The organism is Citrobacter sp. BIDMC107 (genome assembly GCF_001037575.1).
GTDB lineage: Bacteria > Pseudomonadota > Gammaproteobacteria > Enterobacterales > Enterobacteriaceae > Citrobacter > Citrobacter freundii.
This window is the reverse complement of sequence record NZ_KQ089848.1, coordinates 137227-155813: the sequence shown is the minus strand read 5'-3', so window position 1 is coordinate 155813 and position 18587 is coordinate 137227. Positions and strand designations below refer to the sequence as shown.

At 51.4% G+C, this 18587-nt stretch carries 16 protein-coding genes; 6 read left to right on the top strand and 10 right to left on the bottom strand.

The features are described 5' to 3' along the window. Nucleotides 1-181: 181 nt before the first annotated feature. A complete protein-coding gene (blr, locus tag SK39_RS00720; protein WP_003029134.1) occupies nucleotides 182-307 on the bottom strand; it encodes a division septum protein Blr in 126 nt (41 codons plus the stop codon). Nucleotides 308-547: 240 nt separating this feature from the next. Here blr and SK39_RS00715 point away from each other — a divergent pair, with 240 nt between their 5' ends. After that, a complete protein-coding gene (locus SK39_RS00715; protein WP_032935818.1) occupies nucleotides 548-1588 on the top strand; it encodes an oxidoreductase in 1041 nt (346 codons plus the stop codon). A 101-nt stretch (nucleotides 1589-1689) separates the two neighbouring features. Here SK39_RS00715 and add read toward each other — a convergent pair whose 3' ends face one another. From add to malX, 3 genes are all read right to left on the bottom strand, one after another. Further along, complete coding sequence (add, locus tag SK39_RS00710) at nucleotides 1690-2691, bottom strand: adenosine deaminase (protein ID WP_048216493.1); 1002 nt, start codon at nucleotides 2689-2691, stop codon at nucleotides 1690-1692. Between the two features lie 100 nt (nucleotides 2692-2791). Then, entirely contained in the window at nucleotides 2792-3964 is a 1173-nt protein-coding gene (locus SK39_RS00705) for a MalY/PatB family protein (RefSeq protein WP_048216492.1), read from the bottom strand. 10 nt (nucleotides 3965-3974) lie between these two features. Continuing rightward, the gene (gene malX, locus SK39_RS00700) at nucleotides 3975-5567 is read right to left on the bottom strand and encodes a maltose/glucose-specific PTS transporter subunit IIBC (RefSeq protein ID WP_003843555.1); all 1593 of its coding nucleotides are present in this window, start codon (nucleotides 5565-5567) and stop codon (nucleotides 3975-3977) included. Between the two features lie 169 nt (nucleotides 5568-5736). Here malX and SK39_RS00695 point away from each other — a divergent pair, with 169 nt between their 5' ends. Next, nucleotides 5737-6765, top strand: a complete 1029-nt coding sequence (locus tag SK39_RS00695) for a Mal regulon transcriptional regulator MalI (RefSeq protein ID WP_003843556.1) — start codon at nucleotides 5737-5739, stop codon at nucleotides 6763-6765. Nucleotides 6766-6812: 47 nt separating this feature from the next. On the opposite strand, the gene SK39_RS00690 is transcribed toward SK39_RS00695, so the two are convergent. After that, the gene (locus SK39_RS00690) at nucleotides 6813-8321 is read right to left on the bottom strand and encodes a YdgA family protein (protein WP_003028973.1); all 1509 of its coding nucleotides are present in this window, start codon (nucleotides 8319-8321) and stop codon (nucleotides 6813-6815) included. Between the two features lie 106 nt (nucleotides 8322-8427). After that, nucleotides 8428-9603, bottom strand: coding sequence for a mannose-6-phosphate isomerase (gene manA, locus SK39_RS00685; protein WP_032949235.1), 1176 nt, complete (start codon nucleotides 9601-9603; stop codon nucleotides 8428-8430). 262 nt (nucleotides 9604-9865) lie between these two features. On the opposite strand from manA, the gene fumB reads away from it, so the two are divergent. Both fumB and fumC read left to right on the top strand, forming a co-directional pair. Further along, nucleotides 9866-11512, top strand: coding sequence for a class I fumarate hydratase (gene fumB, locus SK39_RS00680; protein ID WP_003028969.1), 1647 nt, complete (start codon nucleotides 9866-9868; stop codon nucleotides 11510-11512). A 141-nt stretch (nucleotides 11513-11653) separates the two neighbouring features. Beyond that, nucleotides 11654-13057: a class II fumarate hydratase gene (fumC, locus tag SK39_RS00675; RefSeq protein ID WP_048216491.1), complete on the top strand. Its 1404-nt coding sequence runs from the start codon at nucleotides 11654-11656 to the stop codon at nucleotides 13055-13057. Here fumC and tus read toward each other — a convergent pair. The 3 genes from tus to SK39_RS27740 form a co-directional block, all read right to left on the bottom strand. After that, on the bottom strand, nucleotides 13054-13983 hold the full coding sequence (gene tus, locus SK39_RS00670) for a DNA replication terminus site-binding protein (RefSeq protein ID WP_048216490.1): 930 nt from the start codon (nucleotides 13981-13983) through the stop codon (nucleotides 13054-13056). The genes fumC and tus overlap by 4 nt on opposite strands. Nucleotides 13984-14056: 73 nt before the next feature. Next, nucleotides 14057-15358 carry a two-component system sensor histidine kinase RstB gene (rstB, locus tag SK39_RS00665; protein WP_003028962.1) on the bottom strand — a complete coding sequence of 434 codons (1302 nt, stop codon included), beginning with the start codon at nucleotides 15356-15358 and terminating at the stop codon, nucleotides 14057-14059. Between the two features lie 228 nt (nucleotides 15359-15586). Beyond that, nucleotides 15587-16105, bottom strand: a complete 519-nt coding sequence (locus tag SK39_RS27740) for a membrane protein (RefSeq protein ID WP_048216489.1) — start codon at nucleotides 16103-16105, stop codon at nucleotides 15587-15589. A gap of 234 nt (nucleotides 16106-16339) precedes the next feature. Here SK39_RS27740 and SK39_RS00655 point away from each other — a divergent pair, with 234 nt between their 5' ends. Beyond that, nucleotides 16340-16684 carry a DUF1294 domain-containing protein gene (locus SK39_RS00655; RefSeq protein ID WP_003028959.1) on the top strand — a complete coding sequence of 115 codons (345 nt, stop codon included), beginning with the start codon at nucleotides 16340-16342 and terminating at the stop codon, nucleotides 16682-16684. 26 nt (nucleotides 16685-16710) lie between these two features. On the opposite strand, the gene SK39_RS00650 is transcribed toward SK39_RS00655, so the two are convergent. Beyond that, nucleotides 16711-17502 carry an MBL fold metallo-hydrolase gene (locus SK39_RS00650; RefSeq protein WP_003028958.1) on the bottom strand — a complete coding sequence of 264 codons (792 nt, stop codon included), beginning with the start codon at nucleotides 17500-17502 and terminating at the stop codon, nucleotides 16711-16713. A gap of 190 nt (nucleotides 17503-17692) precedes the next feature. On the opposite strand from SK39_RS00650, the gene SK39_RS00645 reads away from it, so the two are divergent. Continuing rightward, complete coding sequence (locus SK39_RS00645) at nucleotides 17693-18535, top strand: aminoglycoside phosphotransferase family protein (protein WP_016150204.1); 843 nt, start codon at nucleotides 17693-17695, stop codon at nucleotides 18533-18535. Nucleotides 18536-18587 lie beyond the last annotated feature (52 nt).

Sequence of the window (18587 nt, the reverse complement as noted above, 5' to 3'; positions counted from 1 at the left end):
ACCTGTGAAAAAGCAGGCGCTATGCGCGTCTTCGGCAAGGGTAACGCGCTTAGCGATCGCTGGCAATATGCAGCGGAGCGGGATGCGGCATAATTCGCTTTTTTTGACAGAAAGCGATCTTTTACCGGCAAACCCTGCAACTACCAATGTTAATTGCCGGGCAATAAAAGGTTGCGGATGCTTATTTCTTCTGCACTGCCGCAACGGGCTCTGGTGGCTGGTAATTGTCAATATGATTGGCAACACCCAGCAGGATCACGGAGACGGCGAGAACAATCCAACCTGTTAATTCAATAAGACGATTCATTACTGATGACATTTGCTTTGATTTATCCATAAACACAGGCTGCAAATGTTACTAATCTCTCATTAATACAGCAAGATGGTTGGGAACGATTTCTCCCTCTTTTTCGCTGCAAGTTAAGCATAAGTGGCATATGTTTGACTTAAGTTAAAAGTAACCTTTGTAGCGCAAAGGTTATTAAACTATTGAGACGTTGCAAGGTATGGTGTGAAATAGGTCAGTCCTGAATTGAGAGGCAATAACATGAATGACAACATCCGCGTTGGGCTAATTGGCTATGGTTATGCCAGTAAAACCTTCCATGCCCCCCTGATTGTGGGCACGCCGGGCCTGGAACTGGCTGCAGTTTCCAGTAGTGATGAAGCAAAAGTGAAGGCAGACTGGCCTACGGTGGCGGTTGTTGCTGAGCCTAAGCATCTTTTTAACGATCCAAATATCGACCTGATTGTGATCCCCACGCCTAATGACACACACTTTCCATTAGCGAAAGCTGCGCTGGAAGCGGGCAAACATGTGGTTGTTGATAAGCCTTTTACTGTGACACTGTCACAAGCTCGTGAGCTGGATACGCTGGCGCGCAGCCTCGGGCGCGTGCTGTCTGTGTTCCATAACCGTCGCTGGGACAGTGATTTTCTGACGCTGAAAGCTCTGCTGGCGGATGGTGTTTTGGGAGAGGTGGCGTATTTCGAATCCCATTTCGATCGTTTCCGCCCGCAGGTTCGTGACCGTTGGCGTGAACAGGGCGGTCCGGGAAGCGGTATCTGGTACGATTTAGCACCGCATCTTTTGGATCAGGCGATTAATCTGTTTGGTTTGCCCGTCAGCCTGACGGTAGACCTGGCCCAGTTGCGTCCAGGCGCGCAGGCGACGGATTACTTCCATGCCATCCTGACGTATCCGCAGCGTCGTGTGATCCTGCATGGCACCATGCTCGCTGCCGCAGAATCGGCCCGTTATATTGTGCACGGATCGCGTGGCAGCTATGTGAAGTATGGTCTTGACCCGCAGGAAGAGCGTCTGAAAAATGGCGAGCGACTACCACAGGAAGACTGGGGTTATGATATGCGCGATGGCGTTTTGACGCGAGTAGAAGGCGAAGAGCAGGTTGAAGAAACCTGGCTTACTGTACCAGGCAACTATCCGGCGTACTATGCTGGCATTCGTGATGCGCTAAACGGTAACGGTGAAAACCCGGTACCGGCGAGACAGGCTATCCAAATTATGGAGCTGATTGAGCTGGGTATCGAATCTGCGAAACATCGTTCGACGCTGTGCCTTGCTTGATTGGACTAATGCCGGATGGAGATGCTCAGGCATCTTATCCGGCCTACAATGAAAACCAACGTAGGCCGGACAAGCGTTAGCGCCATTCAGCACTTTACCCGTTACGCTGCGGCGACTTTCTCGCGCAAGGCTTGTTTTTCTTCGTTACTCAGGAATGCCATTTCCAGACCGTTGATTTGCGCCTGGCGGATCTGTTCGTGCGTTAGGCCTGCAGCTGGTGCGGTAATGGTGTACTCGTGAATAATATCCACACCCTGAACAGCCGGGTCGTCCGTATTCAAACTAGCAATAACGCCATGCTCAAGGAACGTTTTCAGCGGATGGTTCGCTAGTGAGGCAACGGTGCTGGTCTGAATGTTTGATGTCAGGCAGGATTCGATGCCGATACGATGCTCGGCGAGGTAATCCATCAACGCACGATCTTCAACGGCTTTAACGCCGTGACCAATACGCTCAGCGCCCAGCTCTTTAATGGCCTGCCAGATGCTTTCTGGTCCCGCGGCTTCGCCCGCATGCACGGTAATATGCCAGCCGGCGTCGCGTGCCTGGTTGAAATGGGACAGGAACAGACTGCCAGGGAATCCCAGTTCGTCACCGGCTAGATCCAGTGCCGTAATATGATCTCGGTGGGCTAACAGCGCATCCAGTTCCTGCAGACAGGCGGCTTCGCCAAAAGTACGGCTCATAATGCCAATTAAGCGTGCTTCGACGCCAAAGGTCTTGCAGCCCTCGCGCACGCCTGCGATGACGGCTTCAACCACACCTGCCACCGGGAGTTGATGCGCCATCGCCATATAGCCTGGTGAAAAACGTAATTCTACATAGTGCAGACCGTTACGTGCTGCATCCTCAATATTTTCAAATGCTACGCGGCGACAGGCATCCAGCGAGGCCAGTACCTTCACGCCCCAGTCGAGCTTGGATAAAAAACTCACTAAATCTGGCTCAGTGGATGTCACTTGCACATGAGGGATCAGCGTTTCCAACGTTTGTGCCGGGAGCGTTAAATTGAACTGACGACCCAGATCCAGAATCGTTTGGGCACGGATGTTACCATCAAGGTGGCGATGGACGTCGGTCAAGGGGAGGGAAGTATCAATCATGGTCGCACTCGTGTATTTAGGTAAAGTGCGTCGTATTATAAGAAAAAATCGGGATAAAAATCTATGTTGCGCAATGAATAATTTCATTGCGCAAACTTTATTAGCGTACAGAACGTATGCCGTTAATCAACCCCTGAACGCCTTTTTCAAGTTTGGATCGTGGACATCCGGCATTCAGGCGCACAAAACCGCGTCCTTCTTCGCCGTATGTGTATCCGGGCATGATGGCGACTTTCTGCTGGTGGATGAGCGCTTCCTGCAATGCGTGGTCATCAATGTTGAGCGGACGCAGGTCAATCCATGCCAGATAGGTGGATTGCGGAACCTGCCAGTTCAGTTCGGGGAATGCGGCATTAAGCTCGCGGGCGACGTAATGCAAATTGCTGGTAAGGTAATCCCGCAGCGCATCAAGCCAGCTTGCGCCCTGATGATAGGCGGCAATATGTGCGCTCAGCGCGAGCACTGCTGGTGAGGAAAGACCATCGCGACCTTTTAATGCGCAGAGATAATCGTTACGGCTTTGAGCGTCTTCAATAATTCCGTAAGCCCCGGTCAGTGCCGGAATATTAAAACTTTTTGATCCGGAAGTGAGCAGCGCCCAGCTGTCACGCGCGACGTTACTCCAGGGGATATGTGGGTGATCCCCCCATACCATATCCATATGGATCTCATCGGAAATAACTTTTACACCATGGCGCTGACACAGTTCTGCCATGGTTTCCAGCTCATCACGCGTCCACACTTTGCCCGTCGGATTTTGTGGGCTACAGAGCAGAAGAATTTTGCTCTCTGGACGAGACAGGGCATTCTCCAGCGCGGCCATGTCGCAGTACCAACCGTCAGTGCGTTTTTCCAGTTCGACAGCGCGCACCACGCGCTGATTACCTTCAATTGCTTTGTAAAACGCGTCGTACGCCGGCGTATGAATCACCACCGCATCACCCGCAGAAGACCACTGGCGGATCAGCTCCGATACCATATAGATGACCGAGGGGCCATAAACCAGCGACTGAGGATCGATTTGGGTATTATGACGCGATAGAAACCAGTGACTAATCGCCGCAAGAAATTCATCATTTTTCCAGCGACTGTAACCCAACACGCCATGTGACAGGCGCTGAGTCAGCGCCTCCAGAATACAGGGTGCGGTGGCAAAATCCATATCGGAGATGGTGAATGGCAGCAGGTCGGCTGAACCAAAACGGTCGGCAACGTAATCCCACTGAGTGCACCAGGTACCATGCCTGTCCACAACCTTTGAAAAATCAAACATATCATTGTCCTTAAGCTTGTACGGTGTTCATCAGAACTGCGATCTCGTCTTTCACTGACTGGACCTGTGGGCCAATAACGACCTGAAGATTATGCTGATTGAGTTGCACTACGCCAATGGCGCGATTGTCCTTCAGTGCCTGTACATTCACAAGAGACATATCCTTCACTGACAAACGCAGACGGGTAATGCAGTTATCCAGGCTGACGATGTTTTCCGCACCGCCAAGCGCCGCCAGAATGGCAGGGACGTTGTAACCGGATTTACCCGGCGCTCCAGCCATTACTTTTTCGATATTGCTGGCAATTTCGACGTCCCGACCTGGTGTCTTCAAATTGAAGCGTGTGATGGCGAAACGGAAGATGACGTAGTACACCGCGAACCAGATCGCCGCCACAACAGGGACCAGATACCACTTGGTAGAGAGTCCATGCAGGATGCCGAACACCACGAAGTCAATCAGGTTACCGTCGGTGTTACCGATGGTGACGCCAAGCACTGCCATCACAGTGAAGCCAAGACCGGTCAGCAGGGCGTGGATCACATACAGAACTGGGGCAACGAACAGGAATAAGAACTCAAGGGGCTCGGTGGTACCGCCGATCACACAGGCAATAAGACCGGAAATTAATAACCCTTTAATTTTATGACGATTTTCAGGGCGAGCACAGTGGTACATAGCGAGCGCTGCCCCCGGTAAACCACCGAGGAACGCAGGCATTTTGCCCTGCGACAGGAAGCGGGTTGCGCTTTCAGAGAAACCTTGTGTTGTCGGGCAGCTCAGTTGAGCCTGGAAAATAGTCAGTGCGCCGCTCACGCTGTGACCGCAGACTTCTTGCGTGCCGCCAGCCTCGGTGAAGCGAATGAGCGCCACCAGAATATGATGCAGACCAAACGGCAGCAGCAGACGTTCACCGGTACCAAACAGCATTGGGCCAAATTCTCCCGCGCTGTTGATGATGTGGCCGAGCCCGGTAATGCCCATGGCGAAAACCGGCCAGATCAGGGGAATAACCAGCCCGACCAGCCCCATCACCACCGAGGAGATGATAGGCACAAAGCGGGTGCCGCCGAAGAAAGCCAGCGCATCCGGCAGACGAATGTTGTGGAAACGTTCATGCAGCATCCAGACGATGATCCCGGCAATAACAGCACCGAGGATCCCAGTATCGATCGACTGGATCCCCAGGATATTCTGCACGTTGTTGGCCTTCAGGATCGCGGCATCCGTGGTAGGTAAGATACCTTTCGCGGTTAACCAGAAGTTGACGGCAAGGTTCATGACCGCATAACCGACAAAACCGGCAAATGCCGCTACGCCTTTGTTCTCGCGAGCAAGGCCGAGAGGTATGGCAATACAGAACATCACCGGTAAGAAACTAAACGCAAATGAGCCTACTTTGCTCATCCAGGTAAAGATGGCCTGCAGTACCGGATTACCCAATGCCGGGATCAGTGTTAAGACATCATGGCTGCTTAACGAGCTGCCGATCCCCAACATGATCCCGCAAAATGAGAGTAGCGCTACGGGGAGCATAAAGGTTTTGCCCAACTGCTGGAAAAATTCCCATAACGTTATTTTTGGTGTAGTTCTCGTCGTCATCAAACGACTCCTCGTAAAAGCTAGCTGACTAATGATGGCGAGAAGATAAAACGTTTTACCTAATTTTAGTGCGGTATAAATCACATTATCGAACGATAATAGGGCGTATAAATATAAGTGATTGATAAAACGTTTTATCCGTCACGTTATCAGGGAGTTTTCCGTTTTTATGGCTATAGCCAAAAAAATAACCATCCATGATGTTGCGCTGGCCGCGGGCGTTTCGGTCAGTACTGTCTCATTGGTGCTTAGTGGAAAAGGTCGTATTTCATCCGCGACAGGCGAACGCGTGAATGCCGCTATTGAGCAACTCGGGTTTGTGCGTAATCGCCAGGCATCGGCGCTGCGTGGCGGGCAGAGCGGGGTAATTGGTTTGATTGTGCGCGATCTTTCTACGCCGTTTTACGCCGAGTTGACGGCGGGTCTGACGGAAGCATTAGAAACGCAGGGGCGCATGGTCTTTTTATTACATGGTGGCAAAGATGGCGAACAGCTCGCGCAGCGTTTCGCTATGTTGCTAAATCAAGGGGTTGATGGTGTGGTGATCGCCGGGGCTGCCGGCAGTAGCGACGACCTACAACAACTGGCCGCCGATAAGGGGATACCGGTGGTGTTTGCTTCTCGGGCAAGCTACCTGGATGATGTCGACACCGTCAGACCTGACAACATGCAGGCTTCGCAATTGCTGGTTGAACATCTTATCCGCCACGGGCATCAGCGAATCGCGTGGTTGGGGGGGCAGAGTTCCTCATTGACTCGCGCAGAGCGTGTCGGCGGCTATTGTACGACGTTGCTAAAGTATGGTTTACCGTTTCATAGCGACTGGGTGCTGGAGTGTTCATCCAGCCAGAAGCAGGCCGCAGAGGAGGTAACCGCGCTGTTACGTCGTAACCCAACGATCAGCGCTGTGGTGTGCTACAACGAAACCATTGCCGTTGGCGCCTGGTTTGGCCTGATGAGAGCAGGGCGTCAGAGTGGTGAAATTGGCGTAGATCGCTATTTCGAACAGCAGATCTCCTTAGCGGGATTTGCCGATGTAGCGGAAAATGCACTGGACGATATCCCCATTATTTGGGCCTGCACGCCTGCGCGTGAAATGGGATATACCCTTGCTGAGCGCATGCTGCAGCGCATTGGGCACGATGATGGTCATTCGCGTAACCTGACGCTTTCCGCCCGTCTGGTGGTGGCCAAATAAAAAAGGCCCGATAAACACACGGTTATCGGGCCTGTTGTCACGCGTATTTACTGTTGCGGGATAGCCGGGGCATCCGGTTCGCCAAGAGAAGGCATACCGAACATGCCAACAAACTCATCCAGCGGCATTTTTTGTCCGTTTAACGTAACCTGTCCGTTTGCGTATTGCAGGCTGGAGCCGATGACGTTGTCCTGCATCGTTGTAATACGGAACATCTGACCCATTGCCGCCAGGCCATTCACCTGTTGCTTCGCAAGATCGGCCGCTTGCTCCTGCTGATAGCCTTCAATTTTGGCGATCTGCGTCATGAACTCAGTCGCCATATCGACCGGAATCGTCAGCTTGGCATCCAGTGATTTGACCGAACGATCCACTTCCTGAGCCAGCGTTTGTGGTTCCTCAGTATTTGCTGTCGGATCTTTTAGCAGCAGTGACAGATTAAATGCGGTTTCACCTTTCGCATTTTTCCAGCTCAGCGGGGCAATGGTGATAACCGGCTCGCCTTTCATCAGTATCGGCAGCGCATTGAAGAAAGCTTCGGTGACTTTTTGCTGATAAAGCTCAGGATTTTGTACCACATCGATCTGCGCCATCAGCGCCTTGGTTTGGGCGCTATACTGCTGACTGAACTGATGCAGGGCTTCACCGTCAATCTGGGCAACTTTCAGCGTCAGCTTACCGCTACCCATATCCTGGCCCTGCAATTTAAGGCTGTTCAGCGTGTAATCCAGCTGGCTGTTGACAGTTTTACCGTCGTTAACCAGATCGGATTTGCCATCGATACCCATGCCTTCCAGAACCGCCAACTCTTTACCCTCGACCGAGATCGACAGTTTTTCGAGTGACAATTTCTGGTCGCCGATGCGCTCACCAAAGCTGGCAATACTGCTGGAACCCTCAGTTTTCAGATTATTGAAAGTCATTTGTACTTTCTGGTCATACTCGTTGACCGCATTGACCACGCCGCTTTGCGCATTGCCTGTCAGCGAGACAGCGTTACCTTCTTTGTCTGCTGTAAACTGGAATTCCCCGCCGCTGAAGGCTACTTTTTCGTCGCCTTTCTCGTAGTTCAGTGGTTTAAGGGAAAGATCGGAACGGGTATCGCCGCTGTAGCTGATACGGGAGTTAATGACAAATGGCGACTCACCCTTGGCAATATCAAACAGCGGTTTGGTAACGTCGTTATTCACTAGCGTCGTTTTCACGGAGGCCATAGCCGGAACCAGATTCAGTGACTTCAGTTGGGCCAGTGGGAAGGGACCGTGATCCACCGTTTCATCCAGCACAATACTTTGCCCCGGTTTCAGCCAGGAATCTGCCTGCCCGGCTATTGGTTTCACCACCAATTGCAGTTGGCTATTGAACACCCCGCGCTGGTAGTTTTGATAACTCAGTTCAATACCCGCCTCAGGGGAGAAACGTTTTAACTGATCGTTTGCCTGCGTCACCATCTCGGCGAGATGCGTTTCGAGTTTCTTTCCTGTGTACCAGGCGCCGCCCGTCCAGACGATACCCAGCGCAACCACCACACCCGCAGCTACCAGCGATTTTTTCATTTTGATATCCATAAAATAAAACCAGGCGTTTTAAGACGCCTGGAGGAGTGACATGTCTTTAACTCACTACAGCTTAGCAAGAGTTGTTAAAAATATCAGTATCTTGCTAAAGCTTGTTATAAACCCGGGCTAAACGACCTGCGCCACTGATGTTAACCGGCGATTCATTCGCGCCAATAAAGGCCGATTCACCCGGTCGCAGAACCAGACGTTGCTCGCCTTTGCTCAGTACAGCTTCACCTTCGATGCAGAACAAAATGGCCGCACTTTGCTGGCTGATATCTGCGCCACTGGTAGTAAGCTCATGCAGGGAGAACGCAAAATCGTCAACCGGGATCGGGAAATCCAGTTCGCCATCAGACTTAACCGGCGTGGTCAGTAACTGGTTTGCTGGCTTGGCGACAAACTGCACGTTGGCGACCAGTTCCGGGATATCAATATATTTTGGCGTCAGTCCGGCACGCAGCACGTTGTCCGAGTTAGCCATCACCTCAAGCGCCACACCTTGCAGGTAAGCGTGCGGGGTTTCGGCAAATAAGAACATAGCTTCGCCTGGATTGAGTTTCACCACATTGAGTAGCAGCGGGGAGAAGAGCCCACTGTCGTTCGGGTAGACGTCGGCGATCAGACGGATGGTTTGCCAGGGTTCACCCTGCTGGCTGTTCAGCGCTGATTTCAGGATCGCCAACGCATGGGATTTCTCCTCATCCTGCATATTCAGCAAGCTGGCGAAAAGATAGCTCAGACGTTCTGCACTCGGCTCTTCCAGGAAATGCGCAATAGCCGGATGTGCGGCGGAGACGGGTTGTAACAATGCAACAATGTCAGAGAACTCGCGGAATGCGTTCATCGCCAGGAAAGGCGTCAAAGCAAAAACCAGTTCCGGTTTGTGGTTAGGATCTTTGTAGTTGCGCTCAGCCGCATCCATCGGGATCCCTGCGGCGTTTTCTTTGGCAAATCCAATTTCAGAGTTGTGCTTGTTAGGATGAACCTGAATCGAAAGCGGTTGTGCAGCGCAGAGCACTTTAAACAGGAAGGGCAGCTCACCAAAACGCTGCGCAACGGCATCGCCCAGCAGTGCGGATTTATCGTGCTCGATAACGTCGCGCAGAGCAACCGTCTGGCCGTCAGCGCCCAGAACCTGCGAACTGCTTTTCGGATGCGCACCCATCCACAGCTCAGCCATCGGTTGCTGAGTGGGGTTGGCAATGCCATAGAGTTCCGTTAACGCCGTTTTACTTCCCCAGGCGTAGTTTTGCACTGAGTTGATGAGTTTTTGCATTATCAAGCCCTGTTTCAATGTGGAATTTTCTACGGCTATTAAACCAAGAAACCCTGAGGGAAGTAACCTGCACATGTAAAAAGTCGTACTTGTCTCAGTTTTTGTTAAAAAAATGTGTAGGATATGGAGACTCGCTTTTAATACCCTGAGTGATTCCGGTTGCAGACAGCCCTTCCTTCTACAACCGGATCTGCGGCAGGGAAGCAGGGCAACGGAACATCTGCCCAGAGAATAACCAGACCGAGCAGTAAGTGAGAGCACAATGTCAAACAAACCCTTTCATTATCAGCATCCTTTCCCCCTCAAAAAGGATGATACCGAATACTATCTGCTGACCAGCGACTATGTCTCTGTTGCCGAATTTGAAGGGCAGGAGATTGTTAAAGTCGCGCCACAAGCTTTAACCCTGCTGGCTCGTCAGGCCTTTCATGATGCGTCGTTTATGCTGCGTCCCGCACATCAACAGCAGGTAGCCGATATTCTGCGCGACCCGGAGGCCAGCGAAAACGACAAGTATGTGGCCCTGCAATTTCTGCGTAACTCTGACATCGCGGCAAAAGGCATTTTGCCGACCTGTCAGGACACCGGAACCGCGATTATCGTGGGTAAAAAAGGTCAGCGTGTCTGGACCGGTGGTGGCGATGAGGAGGCGCTGGCTCGAGGCGTCTATAACACCTACATCGAAGACAACCTGCGCTACTCACAAAACGCAGCGCTGGATATGTATAAAGAGGTGAACACCGGCACCAACCTGCCAGCACAGATTGATTTGTATACCGTCGACGGCGATGAATACAAATTCCTGTGTATTGCCAAAGGTGGCGGTTCGGCGAACAAAACCTATCTGTACCAGGAAACCAAAGCGCTGCTCACGCCGGGCAAATTAAAAAATTACCTGGTTGAGAAGATGCGTACGCTGGGTACTGCGGCTTGTCCGCCGTATCACATTGCGTTTGTGATCGGCGGAACGTCAGCGGAAGCTACGCTGAAAACGGTGAAACTGGCTTCGGCTAAATACTACGATGAGCTGCCGACCGAAGGTAACGAGCATGGGCAGGCATTCCGTGATGTGGAGCTGGAAAAAGAGCTGCTGATTGAAGCGCAGAATTTGGGGCTGGGCGCGCAGTTTGGCGGGAAGTACTTTGCTCATGATATCCGCGTAATCCGCCTGCCGCGTCACGGCGCGTCGTGTCCGGTTGGTATGGGCGTCTCTTGCTCAGCCGATCGAAATATCAAAGCCAAGATCAACCGTGAAGGTATCTGGATCGAAAAACTGGAACATAATCCCGGTAAGTACATTCCAGAAGAGTTGCGTCAGGCGGGAGAGGGCGAAGCGGTACGCGTTGACCTCAATCGTCCGATGAAAGAGATCCTGGCTCAGCTGTCGCAGTATCCGGTCTCTACGCGTTTGTCACTCAACGGTACAATCATCGTTGGCCGAGATATTGCGCATGCGAAACTGAAAGAACGTCTGGATAACGGTGAAAGTTTGCCGCAGTATGTTAAAGATCACCCGATCTATTACGCCGGTCCGGCAAAAACGCCGGAAGGCTACGCCTCTGGTTCGCTTGGCCCAACCACGGCCGGACGTATGGACTCGTATGTTGACCAGCTTCAGGCCGCTGGTGGGAGCATGATTATGCTGGCGAAAGGCAACCGTAGCCAGCAGGTAACCGATGCTTGCCATAAACATGGCGGCTTCTATTTAGGCAGTATTGGCGGCCCTGCCGCGGTGCTGGCCCAGGGCAGTATCAAGAGTCTGGAGTGCGTGGAATACCCGGAACTCGGGATGGAAGCCATCTGGAAAATTGAAGTGGAAGATTTCCCGGCGTTTATCCTGGTGGATGACAAAGGCAATGATTTCTTCCAGCAAATTCAGACGTCGCAGTGCGCACGCTGCGTTAAGTAACGTCAACCGCCCTTCGGGGCGGTTTTTTTTACCGCACGAACCACCAAACGACAGTTTTATCCTCGTTAATACTCATAAGACCAACGCAAGTGGGCAATGTCGAAACATAACCTAATCAATTGTTAATGTAAGGAGCAGGTAATGGTAACGGTACGCCGCGAGAATGATTCAATGGGGGCGATTGATGTTCCTGCCGATAAGCTTTGGGGCGCGCAAACCCAACGTTCACTGGAACATTTTCGTATCTCTACGGAGAAAATGCCGGTCTCGTTGATCCATGCGCTGGCGCTGACGAAACGCGCCGCAGCAAAGGTTAATCAGGATCTTGGGCTGCTGGCGGAGGATAAAGCCAGGGCTATTATGCAGGCTGCAGATGAGGTGTTGGCAGATAAACACCGCGAAGAGTTCCCGCTGGCCATCTGGCAAACTGGGTCCGGCACGCAAAGCAATATGAACATGAACGAGGTGTTGGCAAACCGGGCCAGCGAGTTGCTGGGCGGCGTGCGGGGGATGGAGCGAAAAGTACATCCCAACGATGATGTCAATAAAAGCCAAAGCTCGAACGATGTCTTCCCGACCGCAATGCACGTTGCTGCACTGCTGGCGCTGCATAAATCACTGATCCCTCAATTAAATGTGTTGACCAAAACGCTCAGTGATAAGTCCCACGCTTTCGCCGATATCGTTAAAATTGGTCGTACACATCTGCAAGATGCAACTCCACTTACGCTTGGCCAGGAGATTTCCGGCTGGGTAGCAATGCTAGAACATAACCTCAGACACATTGAAAACAGCTTACCGCACGTGGCAGAGCTGGCGTTGGGGGGAACCGCGGTAGGTACCGGACTGAACACTCATCCCGAATACGCCCGCCGGGTTGCGGATGAACTGCGGGTCATCACCTGTGCGCCGTTCGTTACCGCACCGAATAAATTTGAAGCGCTCGCCACCTGCGATGCCCTGGTTCATGCTCACGGCGCGCTAAAAGGACTGGCAGCGTCGCTGATGAAAATCGCCAACGATGTACGCTGGCTGGCATCCGGTCCACGGTGTGGTATTGGGGAAATTTCAATTCCGGAAAACGAACCGGGCAGCTCGATCATGCCAGGCAAGGTCAATCCAACCCAGTGTGAAGCGCTGACTATGCTTTGCTGCCAGGTGATGGGCAACGATGTCGCCATCAACATGGGCGGGGCGTCAGGTAACTTTGAGCTCAACGTCTATCGACCGATGGTCATCCACAACTTCCTGCAGTCGGTACGCCTGCTGGCGGACGGTATGGAAAGCTTCAATGAACATTGCGCGACGGGGATTGAGCCTAATCGTGAGCGAATCGATCAACTGCTCAACGAGTCGCTAATGCTGGTGACCGCGCTCAATACCCATATCGGTTACGATAAAGCGGCTGAAATTGCCAAAAAAGCCCATAAAGAAGGGTTGACATTAAAAGCCTCCGCTCTGGCGCTGGGATATCTAACCGAAGCGGAGTTCGACAACTGGGTACGCCCGGAGCTGATGGTTGGCAGCATGCGGCCAGGCAGTTAATCCGCAACGTACAGGTGCAGCCGGGGAATAATCAATCTCAACGGCTGCGCCTGAGGTTTAAAACGATGCTGAACGTTTTCGGCATCGTAATTCAGTAACTCACCGATATCCGGTACGGTCATACCGTTGTCGTTATTAAGCAAAGCAATCAGCGGCGTCGGGCAGGCATATTGCACCTGTTTTTGCTCTCCTTTGTACCAGACGCGGGCAATAGGCTGCACTTTTACCGGTCTTTTGATCTTCAGGCGGGCCTGCTGTGGTAAGGCAGCGATATCCTGATATTCGCGTTCAAGCTTCGCCTGCCATTCTTCACGTGTCCAGGGATGTACGCTGCGCGGTGACGTCAGGCCTTTTTCCAGTTGCTGCAGTACTTCATCGCGTTTCAGGTTTTTAATGATGTGCTTATTAGCCCAGCCAAATCGTAGGGTGGCCGGATCGCGGACTACGGTTAGCGTGCGATAGGCATTCAGAGTAATCAGCCCTGGCAGATGACGATGCACCCATTCGAAACGTGCTGCCGGCGCCAGCCCTGATTCCACTGTAACAATGCGCTCGAAGGTGGTTTTCAACTGGTTTATACGCTGGATTTGTTCTTCCAGAGTACATTGCGCCGCGTTATCAACCTGATAGCACAATACACCCGGTAGGCGGACGGCTGCTTTGCTGCTGCGGTTTTCGGACTGCTGCTGAATAAACAGGTGACGGTAATGGAGCAGTGCCAGCGCTTCAGCCTCTTTGCCTAAATGCTGCTTAACATTAATGCTCTGCAGAGGGGCATGCTCTGCCTCTTTAACCACTTCCGGTAACGAGAATACGCGCGCAATCAGCAGCGTCTGCTGCAACAGGTTTTCGTTCAAAAGTGCCAGTTCTTGTTCCATCTGGCGAAAGGTGCCGTTCAGGCGGTCAACAAGATCGTAACGGGCCATAGGTTTACCATTTTAGTTACAACATACTTTTTTATAGCACAACCTCCGCCGCCTGACCACCGAGCAGAAAAGGTCAGGCAGCTGAGATTTCGGGAATGTTATGCCAGACGGGCCAACGGAAAGTAAACCGGGCGCCGCCAAGTTCACTTTCATCACAGACGACCGTCCCCCCCATAGCCAAAGCAATTGAGTGGACGATGGCTAACCCAAGCCCACAACCCCCGGTTGCCCGGTCACGGCTGGGGTCAAGGCGTACAAACGGTTCAAAAACCTGTTCGCGAGCGTCTGGTGCAATACCGGGACCGTCGTCTTCCACTACCAGCGTGGCTTGATTGCCGTTCAGCAGCAGGCTGGCTTGCACTGTAGACTGGCAATAGCGCAGGGCATTGTTCAGCAAATTATCCAGGACACGCTCCATCAGGCGCATATCCAACGCGCCGTAGTCGCCAGTTTCGAGATGACGTAAGTGCACCGTACGGCCAGGATTCACGCTTTGCACATCCTCCAGATGGGTTGTCAACCAAACAGGCAGGTCAGGTACACTGAGCTTCAGTTCATTTTGCGGGCGATCCAGGCGGGCGTAGGTCAGTAACTCTTCGATCAACGCTTCCAGTTGGCCGATATCCCGATTAAGCGCCTGAGATTCCTGCCCGGTGAGGTTATCACTCATTTCCAGCCGGTAACGTAAACGTACCAGCGGAGTACGAAGCTCATGGGCAATACCATCGATGAGCTGTTTTTTACTGGCGATCAGCGCATTGATATTGTCGGCCATTTGGTTAAACGCTACGCCCAGGCGCTCAAAGCTGGAACCGTTGTCAAAATGAAGGCGTTCACTCAGATGTCCTTCACCAAAACGTTGTGCGGCGGATTCGAGTCTTAGCATTTCTTGCCAGTGTGGACGCATCCAGATCAGTACCGGGAAGGCCAGTGAGATAGCAATAAACGCCATCAGCGCGATGTCCAGCAGGCGCATTTGATGAAGAAAATAGAGGTAAGGAACCGGGCCGACTGCCAGCACATAATGGCTGCGAGGAATGCGTTGAATAAAGGTGTATTGATCGTCAAGAGCCACAATATCGCCTTCGCGCAAACGCTGCATGGTTGGGGCATCCAGTGTGTACTTATTCAGCGGTTCAACACGCAGGTCAAATGAGAGGTTTAAGTCCATTTCCTTCAGCGTCTTACCCCAATCGCGTGGCGGGATTTCGCGTAGTTCACTGCGCATCAGGTACAACGAGCTTTTCATCAAATCGTCGAGCGATTGTCTGCCTGCGCGTTCTGCGGTGAATTTGTATACCAGGCCGACCAACAGGGTCATCACCAAAAAGCAGACAAACAGCAGGAGGTAAAACTGCACAAACAGTTTCTTCATAAAAATCACCGAACGCTCAATAAGTTAGCGAGTTCTCGTGTCCCTCAGGGGAAAAGGGGCACAGCAGTATCTGCCGATGCGTCGGATCAGAAAGGTTATCTGATCACCATCTGGCGTGTTTATCCAGGCAGAGTACACTGTATAACTCTTTTCTGCATTCTTATGGCCCCTACGGGGGCGAAATGACCTTTCGCTTGATAACGCATTGCTTTGTAAGCGGCAAGTTAATCAAAATCGGGATGGTGTTGTTCTGGCGTATGTTACGACCGCACCTAAAAGGTTACTTCGTTTCTCAACATAGATTGTGTTGTTATATTCGTAGTTACCTTCGGGATAGCAAATTCTGATGTTAGTCCCGAGATCCGGATCGTCAACATCAGCCCCCGAACAGCTTTTAGAACTTCCTGTAGAGTAGGTGTATGGAGCAGTATAGGACGAGGGGACACCTGGAATGAACCAGGTTATCGCCATAATTGTGATCACTGAAAACAGCACCATGGCAATGCTGATGCTACCAAATAATTTCAGATAAGTTTGGAAGGGACTTTTTTTCATTATCCCATTACCTACCAGAAATAGGGTGATTAAAAATGACACTGCCAGAGAAATAAGTATGAGGTATTTTGATGTGAGTGGGTAGAGAAAAGTCGCTCTGTATATCGTTACCTTCCACCAGTAAAAAAGAAAAATTGCGCCGAGAGATAATACGGTGACAAAAAACAAATATGGATATGAGTATTTTCTCATCCCTGCGACTCCAGAACAATTTCTCCATTTGGATTTAATAAATTACCATTTGTTCTGAATAATGAAAATGATTCTCTTGTTTGAATTGTTAGGTACGCCGCAGACCAGAGAATTTCCGCTATTTCTGGGGATATAGGCATAAAAATAAAAGGGGTATTCTCACCCATGGCAGGGATGACTGACCTTGCGTATAATGGGTGACGAAACTTCCTGAAAAGTGCTGTGACTGAAAATATGAATCTCAATCGCTGTTGTTATTCGCTACTCATTTTTGCAGCGATCGGCTGCATTTTCACCGCTCACCCTCTTGTCATATGGTTTCTACTCGCCAACATACTGACGTTGCTGTTATACGGCGTGGACAAAATGGCGGCACGCAAGGACTGGCGTAGAGTGCCGGAATCCACATTGCTGGTGTTTGGCGTTGTGGGCGGATGGGGTGGCGCGATAGCGGGTCAACAAATCTTTCGCCATAAAACACAAAAGCAGCCTTTCAAAACCTACTTCATTATCAGTGTGATAGTGAGTATTTCTGTGATGGGCGTGGTTTATCAGTTCTATCCATTTTTACCTTCCTGAGTCTGGTTGGTGAATAAACTGCCGGTTTATCTGAGGCAGGAAATATACTTTTCACCTGAACGCCGCACAATTTCATCGGCATTTTGCGTAATATCTTTTCCTGCAAATGCGCCGTAAAGTTGCTTAAATTTCACTGTACTCAGTCTCTGGGTAATGTTGCTGACCGTTGCAGCTGGCAACGGTAGCATATTAGGGTAGCTCCACATAAAGGAGACGGCATGCGCACCTGGCGTAACCTGGACGATGTCGCCGGAAAGCACCACGCCTTCGTCACGCGCCCAGTGCAGGACGCAGCCGCCAGCAAAGTGTCCGCCGAGACGTATCACCGTGACGTCACGGGTTAACTCAATGGTGTCGCCATCCCAGAATCTAATCCACGGGCTGTCGCGCATTACCCACCTTCTGTCGCTGGCATGAAGGTAAATCGGTGCGTTAAATTCTGCAGCCCAGTCCTGCATGGTGGTGTAGTAATGAGGATGCGATATCGCGATAGCCTTAAGCCCGCCAAGGGACGTTATTAGCGTTTTTGTGGCATCGTCGAGCGAGGCAATGCAGTCCCATAAAATATTGCCTTCAGAGGTACGCAGAATAAACGCGCGCTGATCAATTGCAAAATCAGGAACGGTGCGGATGCTGAGGAGAGTACTGTCGTGTTGCTTCCACTTATTTGTATGCGATGCACACAGGGCGGTAAAATCGACCCATTCCTGTCCGCTCGCAGGGACATACTGGCGTTCATCCTGGCAGATATCGCACTGTTCCGGATGGGCACCAGTTACCTCATAGGATGTTCCACAGGTTTTGCATAACGTGATCATCGTGTCCTCCTTATTTACCGAACACAGTCAGCATGGCACACAGATACACAAGGATGTGCCTGTTAGTGCTCAACCCGTTAAGTCAGTGATGACGGCTGTGGGAGGTTGTAGCTCAACCAAAAGAAAACAGGAATAATACCGACACGGATCCTTTTGGTTACCATCTTCCAGAGAAAAATGAGGATATTGTTTGGAAAATCGCCTGTTCAACACCTGGCTCAACCGTTGGGGACTCACTCCAGATGGTGAACCGGTTGAAACACACACATCACAGCTTTTGCCTGTAGTGGTCATCAGGGACGGTCAGAAAGCCATACTTAAAATCACCGACGATGACAGTGAACGGATCGGCTGTGAACTCATGGTCTGGTGGAACGGAAATGGCGCAGCGAAAGTACTTGCTCATGCAGCAGGGGCGATTCTGCTGGAACGTGCGACAGGGACAGGGTCTTTAGCGGACATGTCCTGGACTGGTAACGATGCGCAGGCTTGTCGCATTATTTGCCATGCTGCCAGTAGACTCCATTTCTCCCGGAATGCGTCTACGCCAGCGTTAACACCTCTGCACCATTGGTTTAGCGACCTGGCTCCCGCCGCGAAAAAGCATGGCGGTATCCTGACGCGTTGTGCAGCGGTGGCAAATGTACTGCTATCTTCACCCCAAGATGAAGTCGTATTACACGGCGACCTACACCACGGCAATATTCTTGATTTCGGAACGAGAGGATGGCTGGCTATCGATCCCAAAGGGCTGCTAGGCGAGCGTGGCTTTGATTACGCCAATATTTTTACTAACCCTGATCTTGCCGAACCCACCAGACCTGTTGCCATTGAGCCGGAAACATTCACACAACGAGTCAACATTGTGTCTGAAATCGCAAGAATTGAACGGCAACGTTTGCTGATGTGGATTGTTGCCTGGTGTGGGTTGTCGTCCGTCTGGTTTCTGCAAGAGGGGGACAGCGCAACGGTACCTCTGCGTATCGCGGAGCTAGCGATGGCGGAACTTGCTTCAGGTGATAATCAACTTTGATCTACGACACTGGGTTAGTAATTCTTAAGAGTTATCATTAGCCTGATCAACG

What these genes read in the sequence shown, in the direction of transcription:
- fumC (WP_048216491.1), top strand. Translation starts at nt 11,654, where the DNA reads ATGGTAACGGTACGCCGCGAGAATGATTCAATGGGGGCGATTGATGTT.
- malX (WP_003843555.1), bottom strand. Translation starts at nt 5,567, where the DNA reads ATGACGACGAGAACTACACCAAAAATAACGTTATGGGAATTTTTCCAG.
- manA (WP_032949235.1), bottom strand. Translation starts at nt 9,603, where the DNA reads ATGCAAAAACTCATCAACTCAGTGCAAAACTACGCCTGGGGAAGTAAA.
- SK39_RS00690 (WP_003028973.1), bottom strand. Translation starts at nt 8,321, where the DNA reads ATGAAAAAATCGCTGGTAGCTGCGGGTGTGGTGGTTGCGCTGGGTATC.
- SK39_RS00650 (WP_003028958.1), bottom strand. Translation starts at nt 17,502, where the DNA reads ATGATCACGTTATGCAAAACCTGTGGAACATCCTATGAGGTAACTGGT.
- fumB (WP_003028969.1), top strand. Translation starts at nt 9,866, where the DNA reads ATGTCAAACAAACCCTTTCATTATCAGCATCCTTTCCCCCTCAAAAAG.
- SK39_RS00695 (WP_003843556.1), top strand. Translation starts at nt 5,737, where the DNA reads ATGGCTATAGCCAAAAAAATAACCATCCATGATGTTGCGCTGGCCGCG.
- SK39_RS27740 (WP_048216489.1), bottom strand. Translation starts at nt 16,105, where the DNA reads ATGAGAAAATACTCATATCCATATTTGTTTTTTGTCACCGTATTATCT.
- SK39_RS00715 (WP_032935818.1), top strand. Translation starts at nt 548, where the DNA reads ATGAATGACAACATCCGCGTTGGGCTAATTGGCTATGGTTATGCCAGT.
- SK39_RS00655 (WP_003028959.1), top strand. Translation starts at nt 16,340, where the DNA reads ATGAATCTCAATCGCTGTTGTTATTCGCTACTCATTTTTGCAGCGATC.
- add (WP_048216493.1), bottom strand. Translation starts at nt 2,691, where the DNA reads ATGATTGATACTTCCCTCCCCTTGACCGACGTCCATCGCCACCTTGAT.
- tus (WP_048216490.1), bottom strand. Translation starts at nt 13,983, where the DNA reads ATGGCCCGTTACGATCTTGTTGACCGCCTGAACGGCACCTTTCGCCAG.
- rstB (WP_003028962.1), bottom strand. Translation starts at nt 15,358, where the DNA reads ATGAAGAAACTGTTTGTGCAGTTTTACCTCCTGCTGTTTGTCTGCTTT.
- SK39_RS00705 (WP_048216492.1), bottom strand. Translation starts at nt 3,964, where the DNA reads ATGTTTGATTTTTCAAAGGTTGTGGACAGGCATGGTACCTGGTGCACT.
- blr (WP_003029134.1), bottom strand. Translation starts at nt 307, where the DNA reads ATGAATCGTCTTATTGAATTAACAGGTTGGATTGTTCTCGCCGTCTCC.